The sequence below is a fragment of the Tsukamurella sp. TY48 genome, assembly GCF_019656655.1.
GTDB classification, from domain to species: domain Bacteria; phylum Actinomycetota; class Actinomycetes; order Mycobacteriales; family Mycobacteriaceae; genus Tsukamurella; species Tsukamurella strandjordii.
The window spans coordinates 695,386-710,818 of the sequence record NZ_BPMV01000002.1; the positions used below are offsets into that span (position 1 = coordinate 695,386).

Annotated in this window: 13 protein-coding genes and 1 pseudogene; 4 read left to right on the plus strand and 10 right to left on the minus strand. The window is 70.2% G+C overall.

The genetic code is table 11. The features are described 5' to 3' along the window. Positions 1-26 precede the first annotated feature (26 nt). A complete protein-coding gene (gene fmdA / locus TTY48_RS19160; RefSeq protein ID WP_220659223.1) occupies positions 27-1,283 on the plus strand; it encodes a formamidase in 1,257 nt (418 codons plus the stop codon). Here fmdA and TTY48_RS19165 read toward each other — a convergent pair. The 10 genes and pseudogenes from TTY48_RS19165 to TTY48_RS19210 form a co-directional block, all read right to left on the minus strand. Next, positions 1,280-1,726 carry a hypothetical protein gene (locus TTY48_RS19165; protein WP_220659224.1) on the minus strand — a complete coding sequence of 149 codons (447 nt, stop codon included), beginning with the start codon at positions 1,724-1,726 and terminating at the stop codon, positions 1,280-1,282. The two genes, fmdA and TTY48_RS19165, sit on opposite strands and share 4 nt — an antisense overlap. Positions 1,727-1,771: 45 nt before the next feature. Beyond that, positions 1,772-3,103 (minus strand): MATE family efflux transporter, encoded by a 1,332-nt coding sequence (locus TTY48_RS19170; protein WP_220659225.1) that lies wholly within the window; start codon positions 3,101-3,103, stop codon positions 1,772-1,774. Continuing rightward, complete coding sequence (locus tag TTY48_RS19175) at positions 3,100-4,041, minus strand: bifunctional oligoribonuclease/PAP phosphatase NrnA (protein ID WP_220659226.1); 942 nt, start codon at positions 4,039-4,041, stop codon at positions 3,100-3,102. The genes TTY48_RS19170 and TTY48_RS19175 overlap by 4 nt, the downstream gene beginning before the upstream one ends. After that, complete coding sequence (gene rbfA, locus TTY48_RS19180; protein ID WP_220659227.1) at positions 4,038-4,508, minus strand: 30S ribosome-binding factor RbfA; 471 nt, start codon at positions 4,506-4,508, stop codon at positions 4,038-4,040. Before rbfA ends, TTY48_RS19175 begins: the two co-directional genes overlap by 4 nt. 90 nt (positions 4,509-4,598) lie before the next feature. After that, positions 4,599-4,889 carry a DUF503 domain-containing protein gene (locus tag TTY48_RS19185; protein WP_220659228.1) on the minus strand — a complete coding sequence of 97 codons (291 nt, stop codon included), beginning with the start codon at positions 4,887-4,889 and terminating at the stop codon, positions 4,599-4,601. Between the two features lie 11 nt (positions 4,890-4,900). Further along, positions 4,901-7,715 (minus strand): annotated as a pseudogene (gene infB / locus TTY48_RS19190) (translation initiation factor IF-2). A gap of 178 nt (positions 7,716-7,893) precedes the next feature. Further along, the gene (locus tag TTY48_RS19195) at positions 7,894-9,006 is read right to left on the minus strand and encodes a glycerate kinase (protein WP_220659229.1); all 1,113 of its coding nucleotides are present in this window, start codon (positions 9,004-9,006) and stop codon (positions 7,894-7,896) included. Beyond that, on the minus strand, positions 9,003-9,836 hold the full coding sequence (locus tag TTY48_RS19200; protein WP_220659230.1) for a sugar phosphate isomerase/epimerase: 834 nt from the start codon (positions 9,834-9,836) through the stop codon (positions 9,003-9,005). The genes TTY48_RS19195 and TTY48_RS19200 overlap by 4 nt, the downstream gene beginning before the upstream one ends. Continuing rightward, on the minus strand, positions 9,833-11,026 hold the full coding sequence (locus tag TTY48_RS19205; protein WP_220659231.1) for a dihydrodipicolinate synthase family protein: 1,194 nt from the start codon (positions 11,024-11,026) through the stop codon (positions 9,833-9,835). Before TTY48_RS19205 ends, TTY48_RS19200 begins: the two co-directional genes overlap by 4 nt. Then, entirely contained in the window at positions 11,023-12,189 is a 1,167-nt protein-coding gene (locus TTY48_RS19210; RefSeq protein ID WP_220659232.1) for a Gfo/Idh/MocA family protein, read from the minus strand. Before TTY48_RS19210 ends, TTY48_RS19205 begins: the two co-directional genes overlap by 4 nt. Before the next feature lie 150 nt (positions 12,190-12,339). Here TTY48_RS19210 and TTY48_RS19215 point away from each other — a divergent pair, with 150 nt between their 5' ends. The 3 genes from TTY48_RS19215 to TTY48_RS19225 all read left to right on the plus strand — a co-directional run bounded on the left by TTY48_RS19215 (position 12,340) and on the right by TTY48_RS19225 (position 15,433). After that, positions 12,340-13,371 carry a LacI family DNA-binding transcriptional regulator gene (locus tag TTY48_RS19215; RefSeq protein WP_220659233.1) on the plus strand — a complete coding sequence of 344 codons (1,032 nt, stop codon included), beginning with the start codon at positions 12,340-12,342 and terminating at the stop codon, positions 13,369-13,371. Between the two features lie 141 nt (positions 13,372-13,512). Beyond that, positions 13,513-14,373 carry an ABC transporter permease gene (locus TTY48_RS19220; RefSeq protein ID WP_220659234.1) on the plus strand — a complete coding sequence of 287 codons (861 nt, stop codon included), beginning with the start codon at positions 13,513-13,515 and terminating at the stop codon, positions 14,371-14,373. 25 nt (positions 14,374-14,398) lie between these two features. Continuing rightward, the gene (locus TTY48_RS19225; protein ID WP_220659235.1) at positions 14,399-15,433 is read left to right on the plus strand and encodes an ABC transporter substrate-binding protein; all 1,035 of its coding nucleotides are present in this window, start codon (positions 14,399-14,401) and stop codon (positions 15,431-15,433) included.

Consider the following 15,433-nt stretch of genomic DNA (forward strand, 5'->3'; position numbering starts at 1 on the left):
ACACCCACCGAAGAGAGGCTCGTCCCATGCCAGAGGTCGTCTTCCCGCTCGATTCCTCGAAGAAGTTCACCGACCAGGAGAAGGTGGGCCACAACCGGTGGCACTACGCCATCCCGCCCGCCGTGACCGTGAAGCCGGGAGACACCTTCCGGGTGCACTGCCGGGAGTGGTTCGACGGTGCCATTCACAACGACGACTCCGCCGAGGACATCCTCAACGCGCCGCTGTCGACCGTGCACACACTGTCGGGGCCGATCGCCGTGGAGGGCGCGAAGCCGGGTGACCTGCTGATCGTGGACATCGTGGACGTGGGCCCGATCCCGCAGGAGGACAGCGGCCCGCTGGCCGGCCAGGGCTGGGGCTACACCGGCATCTTCGCCAAGGAGAACGGCGGCGGCTTCCTCACCGATCAGTTCCCCGACGCCTACAAGGCCGTCTGGGACTTCACCGGCCACACCGCCACCTCGCGGCACATCCCGCACGTGAGCTTCACCGGGATCGTCCATCCCGGTCTGATGGGCACCGCACCGTCGAAGGACCTCCTGGCCCGCTGGAACGCCCGTGAGGCCGCGCTGATCGCGACCGACCCCGACCGCGTGCCGCCGCTCGCGCTCCCGCCCGAGCCGAACGACGCGATCCTCGGCACCCTCACCGGCGACGCCTTCACCGCGGCCGCCGCGGAGGGCGCGCGCACCGCGCCGCCGCGCGAGAACGGCGGCAACCAGGACATCAAGAACCTCACCCGCGGCACCCGCGTCTTCTACCCGGTGTTCGTGGACGGCGCGAACCTCTCGGTGGGCGATCTGCACTTCAGCCAGGGCGACGGCGAGATCACCTTCTGCGGCGCCATCGAGATGGGCGGTTTCATCGACCTGCACGTCGACATCATCTCCGGCGGCATGGAGACCTACGGCGTCAGCGAGAACGCGATCTTCCTGCCCGGCGGCGACGTGGGCCCGCGGTACGAGCAGTTCCTCGCCTTCTCCGGCACCTCGGTGACCCTGGACGGCGAGCAGCGCTACCTGGACTCGCACCTGTCGTACCAGCGCGCCTGCCTGCACGCGATCGACTACCTCACCAAGTTCGGCTACAGCCCGGAGCAGGCCTACCTACTGCTGGGAGCGGCACCGATCGAGGGACGCCTCTCCGGCGTCGTCGACATCCCGAACTCCTGTGCCACCGTGTACATCCCGACGTCGATCTTCGACTTCGACGTGACCCCCGGCAAGGACGGCCCCACCCGGATCGATCCGGGCCAGGGCGCCCCCCGCGCCTCCCGCTAGCGCGGGAGCTGCGTGGGGAACCCGGGCGGCAGCGTGATCGTGGGCGGCACGCCCGGGGGCAGCTGGATCCCCGACGGCAGCACGATGGTGCGCGGGATCGTGGGCTGCTGCGGCTGCGTGGTCTGCGGCACCGGGGTCTGGGTGGTCTCCGTGGCCGTCGGGTACGGCGTCTGCGGATAGGTCGTCTGCCACGGCGTGCTGCCGCCCTGCGTGGGTGCCGGCGCAGGGGCGGCGGTCGTCGTGGTCGCGGAGGCCGACGACGACCCGGACGCGGACGACGAGGCCGAGACGGTGGCCGGCGCCGACGGGTTGACGGTGAAGGACGGCATCGACCCGCCGTCCGAGGGGGAACAGGCCACCACGGCACCCGCTCCGGCCACCGCGGCCGCGACGGCGAGCAGCCGGCGGACGCCGGACGTGCCGAAGTTCACAGTGTTCATCATGTGTGACATACGAACGTATTTCCGGCGTCATTGCAAGCCAGCCGCTCAGGCCGGTGCGCCCACCCGCTCCCACGCGGTCCCGGAGAACCGGACCACCACCGTCAGGCAGCGCAGGGCCATGAAGGCCGCGAGCCCCGACCAGATGCCCGCCAGGCCCCACCCGAAGGCGTACGACAGCCAGATCAGCGGCAGGAAGCCGATCAGCGCCGAGGCCATCGTGGCGGTGCGCAGGAAGGCCGCGTCCGACGCACCGAGCAGCACACCGTCGAGGGCGAACACCACCCCCGCCACCGGGATCATCGCCACCAGGAACCACCACGGCACCCGCAGCGCGTCCAGCACCGCCGGATCGGTCGTGAAGACCCGCGGCAGCACCCCGCTCGACGCCGCCAGTGCCGCCGCGATGACCACCGCGAACCCCGTGGACCACACCGTGACCCGCCACCCGAGCCGTCGCGCACCGATCCGGTCCTTCGCACCCAGCGCCGCACCGACGAGGGTCTGCGCCGCGATCGCCAGCGAATCCAGCACCAGCGCCACGAAATTCCACAGCTGCATCGCGATCTGGTGCGCACCCACGTACTGCGCACCCGCGCGGGCCGCCACGGCGCCCGCCGAGATGAAGCAGATCTGGAACGAGAGGCTGCGCACGATCAGGTCGCGGCCCAGCACCAACTGCGCGCGCACGATCGCCGGCCGCAGCCGCAGGGACGGCGCGGCACGCGCCACCGCCCCGAGGAAGAGAACTCCGCTCACCGTCTGTCCCGCCAGGTTGGCCCACGCGGAGCCCACCAGTCCCAGCTCCGGAGCGCCCGCGAGGCCGTGCACCAGCACCGGGCACAGCACCGTCGACAGCCCGAGCCCCACCAGCACGAAGACCAACGGCGGCCGGGGCCGTTGCACGCCGCGGAGCCACCCGTTGCCCGCCATGGTCAAAAGGATCAAGGGGATGCCGAAGGAGGCCACCCGCAGCCAGGACTCCGCGGCCGCGGCGATGTCCTCGCGGCCGGCGATCGCCCGCGTCACCGGTCCGGCGAAGATCTGCACGGCCAGCAGCAGCAGGCCGCCGACCGTGAGCGCCAGCCACGTGGCCTGCACTCCCTCGGTGACGGCACCGTCGGTGTCGCCGGCGCCGTACCGCCGCGCCGACCGCGAGGTGGTGCCGTAGGACAGGAAGGTGAGCTGGGTGGACACCGTGGCCAGGATCAGTCCGCCCACGGCGAGTCCGGCGAGCGGCAACGCGCCGAGGCGCCCGATGATGGCGGTGTCCCACAACAGGTACAGGGGCTCGGCGGCCAGCACGCCGAGCGCGGGCAGGGCCTGGCCGACGATGCGTCGCCCGAGACCGCGGGTCGAGGTGGTGGCGGCCTCGGTCACACGCGCTCGAGGAAGGCGCGCACCACCTCGTCGGCCGTGCCGCGAGTGGTGTATCCGGCGGCCAGACGGTGCCCGCCACCGCCGACCTCGCGGGCGAAGGCGGAGACGTCGACGAGGCTGCGGGCGCGGAGCGAGGCCGACCACACGCCCGGCTCCCCCTCCTTGAACAGCGCGGCGACCTCGCAGTCGTCGGCGGTGCGCAGCAGGTCGATGAGGGATTCGGCGGCATCCCAGCGCAGGTCGCCGCGGTCGGCGGCCGAACACACCGCGTACACCGCGCCGAGCCCGCCGAAGGCGTCGAGTGCGGCCCGTGCCGAACCGAGCACCGCCGCCGCCATCGTGAACCAGGCGCGGGGGTGGGTGTCGAGCAGCTCGCGGGCCAGCTCGCGGCCCTCCGCCCCCGCCTCGAGGAGTCGGGCGGCCATGACGTGCCCGGTGTGCGTGGACCAGCGGAACGAGCCGGTGTCCGTCACCAGGCCGGCGTACAGGCAGTCGGCGGTCGGCGCGTCGATCGGCACGCCCAGCGCGTCGGCCACGGCGAGCACCAGCTCGGTGGTGCTGTTCGCCGCGGGGTCCACCAGGTTCACAGTCCCGAAGCCGTTGTTGGTGGCGTGATGGTCGATCACCACGCGGACCGGTGCCGCGAGGAAGGACTCCTCCAGATCGCCGAGCCGCTCGGAGCTGGCGCAGTCGACCGCCACGGCCACCTCGGCATCGAGCGGGGCACGGAAGGCGTCGTCGGTGATCAGCCGGGTGATCCCCGACGGCAGCGACGGGCCGGGGTGGGTCACGGAGACCTCGGCGCCGAGCGCCCGCAGGATCCGGGCCAGTCCCAGTCCGGATCCGATGGTGTCCGCGTCGGGCCGGACGTGGCAGTACACGGCCACCCGGCGCGCACCATCGAGCGCGGCAGCGACGGCCGCGAGGCCCGAAGTCACCTGTCCGCCTCGTCCTCGTCCGCCGGGAGATCGGCGTCGTCGTCGTGCTTGTAGGGATCGGCCTCGCCGGCCGGCGTCGCGTTCGCGGCCGCAGCGGCCACCCGCTCGTCCTGCTCGCGGGCCTTGGCGAGCAGCGCCTCCATGGTGGCCACGGCCTCCGGGACGGTGTCCGGTTCGAACCGCAGCGTGGGGGTGAACCGCACGCCGGTGCCGGCCCCGACCTTGGTGCGCAGCTGGCCGCGGGCCTTCTCCAGGCCGGCCGCCGCGGACTCGTAATCGGGTTCGGTATCGAGGGTCGGACCCATCACCGTGTAGTACACGGTGGCGTCGTGCAGATCGTTCGTCACCCGCGCGTCGGTCACGGTGACGAAGTCCAGGCGCGGGTCCTTGATGTCGTGTTCGATGGCGGTCGCGACGATCGTCGCGATCCGCTTGGCGAGCCTCGCCGCCCGGGCCGGATCAGCCATCGATCAATCCCTCACTCTCTCGAACTTGCATGCTGCGCGATTGAGCGAGCATATACACACCTTGTTACACGACTGAGACACAGTGCATCCTCAGTCCTCCGGACCGAACAACCGGCGGCGCACCGACAGCAGCTCCACTTCGGGATGCCCCGCGGCGGAGCGCTCACACCGGTCCAGGATCTCGACGACGTGCGCGTGATCGGGGCCGACGACGCCGACCCCGATCACCGCACGGCGGTGCAGGTCGTGGTGGCCCACCTCGGCCGCGCTGACGGAGAATCTCCGCAGCTCGGCGAGGATGGGCTTGACCACCGACCGCTTCTGCTTGAGCGAGTGCACGTCCCCGAGCAGCAGATCTATCTCGAGGGCGCCGATGAACACCGCGGTACCCGTCAGGCGCGCGGCTTCTCGACCAGCTCGTAGGTCTCGATCACGTCGCCGACCTTGATGTCGGAGTACGAGAGCGTCAGACCGCATTCGTAGCCCTCGCGGACCTCCGTCGCATCGTCCTTCTCGCGCTTGAGCGAGGTGACGATGAGGTTCTCGGCCACCACGGTCGAGTCACGCAGCAGGCGTGCCTTCGCGTTGCGGCGCATGATCCCGGACTGCACCAGGCAGCCCGCGATGTTGCCCACCTTGGACGACTTGAAGATGGCGCGGATCTCGGCCTGGCCGAGCTCCTTCTCCTCGTAGACCGGCTTGAGCATGCCCTTGAGCGCGGCCTCGACCTCGTCGATCGCCTGGTAGATCACCGAGTAGTACCGGATCTCCACGCCCTCGCGGTTGGCGAGCTCGGTGGCCTTGCCCTCGGCACGCACGTTGAAGGCGATGATGATCGCGTTCGACGCCGACGCCAGGTTGACGTTGGTCTCGGTGACGCCACCGACGCCGCGGTCGATGACGCGCAGCTGCACCTCGTCGTCGATCTCGATGCCGAGGAGGGCCTCTTCGAGGGCCTCGACGGTGCCGGAGTTGTCGCCCTTGAGGATGAGGTTGAGCTGGCTCGTCTCCTTGAGCGCGGCATCCAGATCCTCGAGCGAGACGCGCTTGCGCGACTTCGCGGCCAGCGCGTTGCGCTTGCGCGCCGCACGCCGGTCGGCGATCTGCCGGGCGATCCGGTCCTCGTCGACCACGAGCAGATTGTCACCTGCGCCGGGCACCGACGTGAAGCCGATGACCTGGGCCGGACGCGACGGGGTCGCCTCCGTGATGTCGTCGCCGTTCTCGTCGACCATGCGCCGGACGCGACCGTAGGCGTCGCCCGCCACGATCGAATCGCCGACCCGCAGGGTGCCGCGCTGGATGAGCACGGTGGCCACGGGGCCACGGCCGCGGTCGAGGTGGGCCTCGATGGCCACACCCTGCGCGTCCATGTCCGGGTTCGCCCGCAGGTCCAGCGAGGCATCGGCGGTCAGCAGCACTGCTTCGAGCAGCGCCTCGACGTTCGTACCCTGCTTGGCCGAGATGTCGACGAACATGGTGTCGCCGCCGTACTCCTCGGGAATGAGGCCGTACTCGGTGAGCTGTCCGCGGATCTTCTCGGGCTGCGCGCCCTCCTTGTCGATCTTGTTCACCGCCACCACGATCGGCACATCGGCCGCCTGCGCGTGGTTGATGGCCTCCACCGTCTGCGGCATGACGCCGTCGTCGGCCGCGACCACGAGGATCGCGAGGTCGGTGGCCTTGGCACCGCGGGCACGCATGGCGGTGAACGCCTCGTGACCCGGGGTATCGATGAACGTGATCAGACGCTCGTTGCCGTCGAGCTCGGTGAGCACCTGGTAGGCACCGATGTGCTGCGTGATGCCGCCGGCCTCGCCCTCGCGGACGTTCGCCTTGCGGATCGTGTCGAGCAGTCGGGTCTTACCGTGATCGACGTGGCCCATGACGGTGACCACCGGCGGACGCTGCTCGAGATCGTCCTCGTCGCCCTCGTCCTCGCCGTAGGTGAGGTCGAAGCTGTCGAGCAGCTCGCGATCCTCGTCCTCGGGGCTGACGACCTGGACGACGTAGTTCATCTCCTCGCCCAGCAGCACGAGGGTCTCCTCGTTCACCGACTGGGTCGCGGTGACCATCTCGCCCAGGTTGAACAGCGCCTGGACCAGCGATGCGGGGTTCGCGTCGATCTTCTCGGCGAAGTCGCTCAGCGAGGCGCCGCGAGCGAGACGGATGGTCTCGCCCTGACCACGCGGAAGCCGAACGCCACCGGCGATCGGAGCCTGCATGTTCTCGTATTCGGCGCGTTTCGCGCGCTTGCTCTTCCGGCCACGACGCGGTGCGCCACCGGGACGGCCGAAGGCACCGGCGGTCCCGCCGGGACGGCCACGACCGCCACCACCGGGACGTCCCCGGAATCCACCCGCGGGTGCACCGGTTCCGGTACCACCGCCGGGTCCACCGCGGTAGCCGCCGCCACCGCCGCCGGGACGACCGCCGGGCCCACCACGACCACCGGGGCCGGGACGGCCCTGAGCGGCCGGACGCGCAGCGCGCGAGGGCATGGCGCCGGGGTTCGGACGGGGAGGCATGCTGCCGGGGGTGGGACGGGGCCCACCGGGACCGGCCGCCGGGCGACCACCCTGGGGACGGGGGCCACCCTGGCCGGGAGCCGGACGCGCGCCACCCTGAGGACGCGGACCACCCTGGCCGGGAGCCGGACGGGCGCCGCCCTGCGGACGCGGACCACCGGGGCCCGGCTGCGGACGCGGCGCACGCTCGACGGGAGCCTGCGACGAGAAGGGGTTGTTGCCGACGCGCGGGGTGCGCGGGCCGGGCTTCGGGCCCGCCGGACGCGGACCGGGACGCGACGGCGCGGCCGGACGATCCTCGGTCGACGGTGCGGGCGCGCTCGCAGCGGGGGGCCGCGGGTGCGGCCGGTGCTGCGGGCTCGGGTGCCGGCTCCGCCGCAGGTGCGGCGGGGCGGGGACCCGGACGGGCCGACGCGGGCTTGGGGGCCGCATCGGACGACGGGGCGGGGGTGCTCGCGGCCGCGGGGCCGGGCTTCTTCGCCGGGGCCGCGGGCCCCGGCTTCGCGGCGCCGTCGGACTTGGATCCGTACGACTCGCGCAGGCGTCGCGCGACGGGTGCTTCCACCGTCGACGACGCGGACTTCACGAACTCGCCCTGCTCACTGAGCCGTGCGAGAACTTCCTTGCTGGTGACACCGAGCTCTTTAGCCAACTCGTGCACACGGGCCTTGCCTGCCACTACTCTCCTCATCTGCGAGGTCGAGGGCACTGGAAAGGTCCCGCCGACCTCGGTTAGTTACACCGATTGCCGTTCATCGCTGGTGCTTCACGGTTTGCTCATGTCTTCAGCTCGATTCCTTCGATTCTTCCGTACGGCGGTCACTGCAAGACCTGCCGTCTTCAGACCGTTGTCAATACTAGCGCGTCGGGGCAAATCGTTTCGCCGCGCGGTCGCCGGCGGCCCGCAACCAGCGCGCCGGATCGGCGAGTGACTCCTCCGCGGTACCCGCGAGATCCGTCAACGAAAGCGTGTGAACTGGCGTTATCCCGGTCTGCGGGGCGATCGCGACCTGCCCGGCGACCACGACGACGGGGGTAGCCGCGGCCCGGCACCGGTCGACGATCCGCCCGACGACCTTGCCGGTGAGGGAGGTGGCGTCGAATCTCCCCTCCCCGGTCACCACGATGTCGGCGGTCGGCAGGTTCTGTGCGAGCCCGGTCAGCTCGGCGATCCGGTCCGCCCCCGACGTCGCGGTGGCGCCCCAGCACAGGAGACCGAACCCGACTCCACCGGCAGCGCCGGCGCCCTGGGCACCGACGAGCGCGGGATCGCATCCCGCGGCGGCGAGCGCGGCCGCCCAGGAGCGGAGCCCGTCGTCGAGCTCGCGCACCTGGGTGGAATCCGCGCCCTTCTGCGGTCCGTAGACCTGCGCGGCCCCGTCGGGGCCGTACAGCGGGATGTCCGTGTCGACGAGGAGTTCGACGCCGCCCGGAGGCAGGGAACGCAGATGGGTCAGATCGACGGCGGCGACGTCGCGCACCGTCGCCCCCGTCCCGAGCGCACAGCCGCACCGGTCGAAGGCACGCAACCCGAGGGCGCGCAGCGCCCCGAAACCGCCGTCCGTGCTCGCCGATCCGCCCAGCCCGATGCGGATGCGGGTGGCGCCCTCGTCGAGTGCGGCGGCGATGACCTCGCCCAGGCCGTCGGTGGTCGCGGTCATCGGCATGAGCTGCTGGACGAGGGCGATCCCCGAGGATTCGGCCAGCTCGATCACCGTGTCACCGCCGCGCGCACGGGTCCAGCGCGCCCGCACGGGACGCCCATCGGGGCCGGTGACCTCGGAGGATCGGTTCAGCCACTGCGGGGCCGCGGCGATGGTGGCGACGGTCCCCTCGCCACCATCGGCCTGCGGCAGGGCGATCACCTCGTCATCCGGCCGGACGCCGAGCCAGCCGTCGCGAAGGGCCGACGCCGCCTGCTCGGCATCGATGGATCCCTTGAACGAGTCCGGCGCGATGACGACTCTCACGCGCCGACGGCGAGACCCGGCAGCACCAGGTCGCGGTAGCGTCGCTTCATCGTCTCGACCACGGTGGCGGGGTCGGCGTCCCAGATCTCCCGATTGAAGATCTCGACCTCGATGTCGCCGCGATATCCCGCCGCCGTCACCTGCTCGGTGAGCGGGCCGAAGTCGATCACACCGTCGCCCATCATCCCGCGTGAGAGCAGCGGATCGGCGGCGATCGGTACGAGCCAATCGCACACCTGGTAACTGCTGATCCGTCCCTGCCGTCCCGCTTCGGCGATCTGATCGGCGACATCCGGATCCCACCACACGTGGAAGGCGTCCACGACGACGCCGACGTTCGCGGCCGGATGCGGTGCCGCGAGGGCGAGCGCCTGGCCGAGCGTCGAGATCACCGCCCGATCGGCGCAGTACATGGGGTGCAGGGGTTCGAGCGCGAGGCGCACGCCGCGCTCGGCCGCATGCGGCACGAGCTCGGCGATGCGGTCCGCGAGGCGCTGTCTCGCCGAACGGAGATCGCGGTCGGGCATACCGCCCGCCACGATGATCAGTTCGGGAGCGCCGACCGCGGCCGCCTCGTCGAGGGCGCGCCGATTGTCGTCGAGCGCGGCATCGTCGTGGTCGGTGAGGAACCCGCCGCGACACAGGCTGGAGACGCGTATCGCGTTGTCGTGCAGGATCTTCACCGCCTCGTCGATGCCGGCCTCCGCGAGCCGGTCCCGCCACAGTCCCACCGCGGGGAGTCCGGCGGCGGCCGCGCCCTCCACCGCTTCGCGCAGGGTCCAGGATTCGGTGGTCCGGGTGTTCAACGACAACCGATCGAAATCCGTCATGCCGAGACTCCGTTCAGATCGAGGTAGCCGCGCATTCGGTGCGCCGCGAGACCCGGGTCCCGCAGGAGTCCGGCCCGGTCCGCGAGCACGAAGACCTTCGACAGATGCTCCACCGACCGGCCGCTGGCCAGCCCGTTGACCATGGCGAAGCCCGGCTGCTGGCCGTTGAGCCAGGACAGGAACGCGATCCCGGTCTTGTAGTAGTAGGTGGGCGCTTCGAACACCACCCGCCCGAGCTCGCGAGTGGATTCCAGGATCGCGCCGGCGCGGTCCACGTCCCCCGCATCGAGCGCCTGCAGAGCGGTGGATGCGGCGGGATAGATCGCCGCGAAGATCCCGAGCAGCGCGTCGGAGTGTCCGCGCTCGTCGCCCACGATCAGTTCCGGGTAGTTGAAATCGTCTCCCGTGTAGAGCCGAACGCCCGGCGGGAGCGCACGGCGGAGGGCGATCTCGTGCTGCGCGTCGAGGAGGGACACCTTGACGCCGTCGATCACCGCGGCGTGCTCGCCGATCAATTGCAGGAAGGTATCGGTGGCGGTGCCGAGATCGGTACTGCCCCAGTAGCCCCTGAGGGCGGGGTCGAAGACGTCGCCCAGCCAGTGCAGGATCACGGGGCGATCCACCTCGCGGAGCACGGTCCGGTACACCGCCAGGTAGTCCTCGGCGGACCGGGCGACGGCCGCGAGCGCACGAGATGCCATGAGCACCACCTGCGCTCCCGCGCCGGCCACCACATCGACCTGCTCCCGATAGGCGTCGCCGATCGCGCTGAGGCCGGCCGCGCCCGATGGGAGGACGCCGAGATCGAGCTGATCGGTGCCGGCGCCGCAGGCGATCCGCCCGCCCGCCGCATTCGCCTCGGCGGCGCTGCGCCGGACGAGTTCGGCGGTGGCGGTCCAGCTCATCCCCATACCGCGCTGCGCGGTGTCCATCGCGTCCGCCACCCCGAGTCCGTACGACCACAGTTCACGCCGGTAGGCCAGCGTGGCGTCCCAATCCAGATCGGCCGGGGCACCGGGGGTGTTATCGGCGGTGACACGCGGGATGACGTGTGCCGCAGCGAAGGCGATCCGTGAGGTGATCGGAGCGGTCGGACGATGCCACGGCCCGGGCTCCCCCAGGCGGTGCGCGTGCAGTCGACCGTCGATGGGGAGGACCAGATCAGCGCCGGGCCCCGCCGTGACGCTCACAGCGCGATCTCCGGCACCTCGAGGCGCATCCCGCACTCGGAACTCTGCAAGCCGAGTTCGGCGAGTTGCACCCCGCGTGCGGCCGACAACAGGCCGAAACGGTGGGGCCGCTCGGCGATCACATCGCGCAGGAACTCCTCCCACTGCAGCTTGAAGCCGTTGTCCAGGTCCGCGTTCGCCGGAACGTCGAGCCATTGATCGCGGAACGGTTCGGTGACCGGCAGATCGGGATTCCACACCGGTTTCGGGGTGCTCGACCGGTGTTGCGCGACGCAGTTGCGCAGTCCCGCGACCGCGGAGCCGTGCGTCCCGTCGACCTGGAACTCGACGAGCTCGTCGCGACGGACGCGCACCGTCCACGCCGAGTTGATCTGCGCGATGATCCCGCCATCGATCTCGAAGATGCCGTAGGCGGCGTCGTCGGCGGTGGCGGCGTACTCGCGACCGTTCTCATCCCATCGCACCGGGATCTGCGTGACCGCTTTCGCCGTGACCGATCGGACCGGACCGAGAATGCCCTCCATCACGTAGTTCCAGTGACAGAACATGTCCACGGTGATGCCACCGCCGTCCTCGGCGCGGTAGTTCCAGCTCGGCCGTTGCGCGGGCTGCCCGTCGCCCTCGAACACCCAGTAGCCGAAGTCGCCCCTCATCGAAAGGATGCGGCCGAAGAACCCCTCGTCGACGAGGCGGCGGAGCTTCACCAGGCCGGGCAGATAGAGCTTGTCGTGCACCACGCCCGCGACGACGCCGGCGTTCTGCGCCAGTCGGGCGAGCTCGATCGCCTCCTCCAGCGTCTCGGCGGTGGGCTTCTCCGTGTAGATGTGCTTGCCCGCCTTGATCGCCGCGGTCAGCGCGGCGGCGCGCCGCGAGGTGACCTGGGCGTCGAAGTACACGTCGATGGCGGGGTCGGCGATCACGGCCGCGGCATCGGTGGTCCAGGTCGGAACCTCGTGCAGCGCGGCGAGCTCGGCCAGCCGGTCGGCGTTGCGTCCCACCAGGATCGGTTCGACGTCGACCAGCGTGCCATCGTCGAGCCGCAGCCCGGTCTCCCGGAGCGGCAGGATCGATCGGACCAGATGCTGCCGGTACCCCATGCGGCCCGTGACGCCGTTCATGGCGATCCGGAGCGTGCGGCGCGGTGCGGTGGACTTGTTCGTCATATGGGTGTGCCCCGTCTTCGGGCGCGGTCGTCACAGGACGCCGCGCGTGCGTTCGGTTGCACTTCGGAATGCGCTTTCCCAGCGTATGGTAGAACCGCCGCGGGAGTCAAGCGGCACAATCGACCAGGCACTAACCGAGACGGAGGCGAGATGGCGGTCACCCTGCAGCACGTCGCAGATCGCGCCGGCGTCTCCCAGGCGACCGCCTCCAGGGTGCTCAACGGCTCGAGTCGCACACCGCGCGAGGACGTCGCCGACCGCGTCCGCACCGCAGCGCGAGAACTCGGCTACGTCGCCAACGCCCAGGCCCAGGCCCTGGCCCGATCATCGACCGGACTGCTCGGGCTCATCGTGCACGACATCGCCGACCCGTACTTCTCGTCGATCGCACAGGGCGTGCAGCGCGCCTCCCGGACAGCGGCCAAAGAGGTGCTCCTCGCGAGCACCGACCGGGACTTCACCATCGAACGCGACGCCGTGAGCACACTCATCGCACACCGCGCGGATGCGATCATCCTCGCCGGCTCCCGCCAGAGCGGCGACCTGGACCGCGATCTCGAGGAACTGTTCGCCCAGTATCAGGCGAACGGCGGGAGGGTCGTGGTGATCGGCCAGCCGCTCGCATCGGGAGGGGCCGTCGAGCCCGAGAACAGGCTCGGAGCAAGCGAACTGGCCGACGCCCTGGTCGAGGCGGGACATCGCGACTTCGCCGTGATCGGTGGCCCCGCGGCCATCCGCACCGCGGTCGACCGGCGGAACGGATTCGTGGAGACCCTCGGCAACCACGCGATCACCCCGCTCGTCGAGGTCTCGGGCGACTTCACCCGCGACGGCGGCTACTCGGCCGCACGCCGCCTCGCCGATGCCCTGCACCTCGAACCGGATTCGGGCCGCGCACCGATCTGCGTCTTCGCCGTGACCGACGTCATGGCGATCGGGGCCATCGCGGCGTGGCGAGAACAGGGACTCCGCGTTCCCGACGACATCTGCATCGCGGGCTTCGACGACATCCCCACGCTGCGCGACCACACCCCGAGCCTGAGCACCGTCGCCCTCCCCCTGGAGCAGATCGGTTACCGCGCCGTCGAACTCGCGCTGCGAACGGACACGAACGACGGCGACCTCCGGGAACGTTTCACCGGATCCGTGGTCCTGCGGGACAGCACACGACTCCCTCGCTGAGCGAACGGGCCCGATTCGCCCAATTCGTTGACAGTGTGGGCTACGTCACGTTATCGTCGAGACGCTTCGGAAAGCGCATTCCCACACGGGCGATGATCCCCGGATGATCGTTCCCGGCACTTCGAACAAGAGGAACTGCCCATGGCCGTATCCGCGCCGGCAGAACCGCTTCGCACCGCGAAACCGGTTCCCCATCGATCGAGACCCTCCTTCATCCAGCGTTCGACCATCGCCACCCTCTGGCGTCCGCTGGCACTGATCGTCGGCCTCCTCATCGCCTGGTGGGCCGTCACCAAGGCCGAACTGGTCGCGCCGTACATCCTCCCCTCGCCCGCGGATACCTGGCGCGTCGCACGCGACAATGCCTCCTACCTGGCCGAGAACACGTGGGTGACGACGTGGGAGACGGTGATCGGCTTCATCATCGCCGCGATCGTCGGCGTGACCGTCGCGGTGGTCATGGTCTACTCACCGAACATCGAGAAGACCCTGTACCCGCTCATCCTCTTCGCACAGGTGGTCCCGAAGATCGCCATCGCCCCCCTGTTCATCGTGTGGCTCGGTTTCGGCCCCACGCCCAAGATCCTGGTCGCCGTCCTCATGGCCTTCTTCCCCATCGCGATATCCGGTCTCGCCGGCCTGCGATCCGTCGACCCGGAGATCCTGGAGCTCACCTCCACGATGGGCGCGAGCCGCCTGAAGACCTTCGCGAAGGTCCGGTTCCCCGCCTCGCTCCCCCAGCTCATGTCCGGCCTCAAGGTCGCGGCGACCCTCGCCGTGACCGGCGCCGTCGTCGGCGAGTTCGTGGGATCCAACGAAGGCCTGGGGTACGTGATCCTCCAGGCGAACGGAAACGTCGACACCGCAATGCTGTTCGCGGCTCTCATCATCATGTCCGGCCTCGGCATCGTGCTCTTCGCGATCATCGAGATCGCCGAGAAGATGCTCATCCCGTGGCATTCCTCGCGCCGCGCGGCCTCATCGACAACCCCCGGCGTCTGACGCGCCCACCATCCCAGGAGACACCATGAACCTCAACCGCCGGACGATGGCAGCAATCGCGGCCGCCGGAACCATCGCCATGACCCTGACCGCCTGTGGCGGATCCGGAGACGGAGCGAAGTCCGCTCCCGACTCGAAGGGGAACAAGGCGGCCACCCTGATGCTCAACTGGTATCCGTACGGTGAGCACGCCCCGTTCTACTACGGCGTACAGAAGGGGATCTTCGCCAAGCACGGCATCGATCTCACGATCGACGCCGGGCAGGGATCGACGAAGACCGCACAGGCCGTCGGCGCGAAACAGGCCGAATTCGGCTGGGCCGACACCCCCGCCGTGCTGAGCAACATCGACAAGGGGGTCAAGATCAAGAGCGTCTCGGTCTTCCTCCAGACCACGCCGTCGGCAGTACAGGTCTTCGCGGACTCGGGCATCAACACCCCCAAGGACCTGATCGGCAAGACCATCGCAGTCTCCGCCGGTGACGCACCGACCACGACCTTCCCGATCTACCTCGACAAGGTGGGGATCGCCAAGGATCAGGTGACCCAGCAGAGCCTCGACGCGGCCGGCAAGATGTCCGCGATGCTGTCCGGCCGGGTCGACGGTCTCATCGGCTTCGCCCACGACCAGGGCCCCACCATCGCCGCCAAGAGCGGACGAGAGGTGCGGTACCTCAAGTACTCCGACGCGGGCCTGAACTACTACAGCAACGGACTGATCACCGCCACCGACACCATCAGCGGCTCGCGTGAACTGGTGCAGTCGATGGTGGACGCCGTCCGCGAGTCCTTCTCCGCCGCGATCGCCGAACCCGATGCGGCCGTCGATTCGATGGCGGGCAAGGATCCGCAACTCCCGGCCCGCGACGTCCTGCTCGCACAGTGGCGCCAGACCGTGCCGCTCCTGAACACGCCCGCTACCGCGGGCAAGGGCCCCGGCCTCAACGCCGAGGAGGATTGGAAGACCACGCTGTCCACGCTCAACCAGGCGGGTCTGCTGAAGTCCGCGAACGCCCCGGATACCTACTGGGACTCGTCGTTCACCCCGAAGGACAAGTAG

Bases quoted from the DNA above. Each gene is read 5' to 3' on its own strand.
- fmdA (WP_220659223.1), top strand. From the start codon at position 27: ATGCCAGAGGTCGTCTTCCCGCTCGATTCCTCGAAGAAGTTCACCGAC.
- TTY48_RS19165 (WP_220659224.1), bottom strand. From the start codon at position 1,726: ATGATGAACACTGTGAACTTCGGCACGTCCGGCGTCCGCCGGCTGCTC.
- rbfA (WP_220659227.1), bottom strand. From the start codon at position 4,508: ATGGCTGATCCGGCCCGGGCGGCGAGGCTCGCCAAGCGGATCGCGACG.
- TTY48_RS19200 (WP_220659230.1), bottom strand. From the start codon at position 9,836: ATGACGGATTTCGATCGGTTGTCGTTGAACACCCGGACCACCGAATCC.
- TTY48_RS19210 (WP_220659232.1), bottom strand. From the start codon at position 12,189: ATGACGAACAAGTCCACCGCACCGCGCCGCACGCTCCGGATCGCCATG.
- TTY48_RS19215 (WP_220659233.1), top strand. From the start codon at position 12,340: ATGGCGGTCACCCTGCAGCACGTCGCAGATCGCGCCGGCGTCTCCCAG.
- TTY48_RS19220 (WP_220659234.1), top strand. From the start codon at position 13,513: ATGGCCGTATCCGCGCCGGCAGAACCGCTTCGCACCGCGAAACCGGTT.
- TTY48_RS19225 (WP_220659235.1), top strand. From the start codon at position 14,399: ATGAACCTCAACCGCCGGACGATGGCAGCAATCGCGGCCGCCGGAACC.